We start from the raw sequence: 1,342 nt of genomic DNA, 5'->3' as shown, positions 1-1,342 counted from the left end.
GCCGCCCAGGTTGGCCGCCGACTGCCCGGCCACAAAGCCGCTGTAGCTCACGCCGCCATAGCCTGCCGCATCGCTTTGGCCAATGATCTTGGAGTCTGCGTTGGCCGTCACGGTCAGTGGTGCGGGTGTGATGTTGGCGCTCAAACCCGTGGGCTGCGACAAGGTGTAGTTGGCTGCAGAAGCGCCAGCCAACGCATTGCCCGCCACCGTCACCGCAATGCCGTTGGCCACGTTGGCGCTGGCGAATGTGCCGTAAGCACCCGAGGCGTCCAGCGTGACCGCATCGCCATTGACCACACCATTCAGCGTCGCGCCACTGGAGTTGAGCACGGCCGATGTGGTGCCATCGTAGGTCTTGTGGTTCACCACCTGACCACCCAAGGTGATCGGCTTGGGGTTGACCGTCAGGCCAGCGGCCACATAGCTGATCGCATAGTTCGTGGTGTTGAAGCCACCCGAACCTGTGGCCGCACTGGCCACGATGCCGTTGGCATACGTCGCGGCATTCGTGGTGCCAGGCACCGTGGCGTTGCCGTTGTACTGCAGCGTCACAGCGGTCACCGCATCGCCACTGGCCAGCGTGCCACTGCTCAATGTGTAGGCGCTGGTGCCCAGGTTCAAGGGTGTGCCATAGGTCGTGTTCTGTGCCGTCGCGCTCAGCGTGACAGGCCGTGGTGTGATCGTCAAGGTGCCGTCCACCAGCGTGTTGAAGTTGTAGTTGCTCGCCGTCAATCCGGCCGCGCTGGCACTGATCGTGGCCGTGCCAGCAGCCGTGGCGCTGCTGGCGGTCGTACTGGCGTTGGCACTGCCCGTGACCACGCTGATCGTGTCACCGTTGAGGAACCCGCTGATCGTTTGGGTCAGTGCCGGGTTGGCATCGCCATACACCCGGCTCTTGTTGTCTGCCGTCACGGTCAAGGTGGCCTTGTTCACCGTCAGGTTGGCTGGGCTGTAGCTGATGGCGTAGTTCGTGGTGTTGAAGCCGCCTGTGCCTGCGGCCGCACTGGCCACGATGCCGTTGGCATACGTCGCGGCGTTCGTGGTGCCAGGCACGGTGGCGCTGCTGTTGTACTGCAGTGTCACCGAGCTGATCGCATCACCAGCGGCCAGCGTGCCGCTGCTCAGGCTGTAGTCAGTGGTGCCCAGGCTCAGGCTTGTGCCATACGTGGTGGTGCGGGCATTCGCTGCGACCGTGATCGGCCGTGCATTCACAGTCAACGCCGCATCGACCGTGCTGAACTGGTAGTTCTGTGCCGCCAGATTACCTGCCGCAGTCGTGATCGCGTAGCTGCCCACGTTCGAGCCCGCCGTGGCCACCGTGCTGATCGCAGGCGCACCCGTC

1 protein-coding gene is annotated in these 1,342 nt (G+C 64.1%); it reads right to left on the bottom strand.

Translation table 11 applies throughout. From position 1 onward, the window contains the following. Positions 1 to 1,342 (bottom strand): beta strand repeat-containing protein (locus tag IC609_RS16035; protein ID WP_225224272.1); only part of this gene is annotated, 1,342 nt, incomplete at both ends.

The organism is Limnohabitans radicicola, assembly GCF_014837235.1.
Lineage (GTDB): Bacteria > Pseudomonadota > Gammaproteobacteria > Burkholderiales > Burkholderiaceae_C > Limnohabitans_A > Limnohabitans_A radicicola.
This window is presented reverse-complemented; position numbering and strand designations above follow the sequence as displayed.